The organism is Komagataeibacter kakiaceti JCM 25156 (genome assembly GCF_000613305.1).
On record NZ_BAIO01000624.1, the window covers coordinates 1 to 1207 of the forward strand.

1 protein-coding gene is annotated in these 1207 nt (G+C 66.0%); it reads left to right on the plus strand.

Annotation, left to right across the window (positions count from 1 at the left end; translation table 11 throughout):
- Positions 1-1207, plus strand: a 1207-nt coding sequence (locus tag JCM25156_RS25790) for an FMN-binding glutamate synthase family protein (protein WP_034960714.1), incomplete at both ends; no start/stop codon positions are given.

Consider the following 1207-nt stretch of genomic DNA (forward strand, 5'->3'; position numbering starts at 1 on the left):
ATCTCGCTGGGCGCGCTCAGCCCCGAAGCGCACGAGACCCTGTCCATCGCCATGAACCGCATCGGCGCCAAGTCCGATTCGGGCGAGGGCGGGGAAGACCCGGCGCGCGCGAAGCCGCGCCCCAATGGCGATAACGCGTCTTCCGCCATCAAGCAGATCGCGTCGGGCCGTTTTGGCGTGACCGCGCAGTACCTCAATGACTGCCGCGAGATCGAGATCAAGATGGCGCAGGGCGCGAAACCGGGCGAGGGCGGGCAGCTTCCCGGCTTCAAGGTCACGGGCCTGATCGCGAAGCTGCGCCATGCGACCGAGGGCGTGACCCTGATCTCGCCCCCGCCGCATCACGACATCTACTCGATCGAGGATCTGGCCCAGCTCATCTACGACCTCAAGCAGATCAACCCCGAAGCCACGGTGACCGTGAAACTGGTCGCGCGTTCGGGCATCGGCACGATCGCCGCGGGTGTTGCCAAGGCCAAGGCGGATGCGATCCTGATTTCGGGCCATTCCGGCGGCACCGGGGCCAGCCCGCAATCCTCGGTCAAATACGCGGGCATGCCGTGGGAGCTGGGGCTGGCGGAGGCGCATCAGGTGCTGATGCTCAACCGCCTGCGCCACCGCGTGAAGCTGCGCACCGATGGCGGGCTGAAAACCGGGCGTGACGTGGTGATCGCCGCCATGCTGGGGGCCGAGGAATTCGGCATCGGCACGACCAGCCTCGTGGCCATGGGCTGCATCATGGTGCGGCAGTGCCACTCCAACACCTGCCCGGTGGGCGTGTGCACGCAGGATGATGAACTGCGCCGCAAGTTCGAGGGCACGCCGGAGAAGGTGATCAACCTGTTCTCCTTCATCGCGGAGGACGTGCGCAACATCCTCGCCTCCCTCGGCTTCTCCACGCTCAATGAGATCATCGGCCGCACCGACCTGCTGCACCAGGTGCTGCGTGGCGCGGACTATCTGGATGATCTCGACCTCAACTCGCTGCTCGCGCAGGCGGATCCCGGCCCCTATGGCCGCTTCTGCACGCGTGAAGGCCGCAACGAGGTGCCCGAGACGCTGGATGCGCAGATGATCGCCGATGCGCGCCCGCTGTTCGACCATGGCGAGAAGATGCAGCTTCAGTACAACGTGCAGAACACGCATCGCGCCATCGGCACGCGCATTTCCTCGCTGATCGTGCGGCAGTTCGGCATGGCCACGCTGG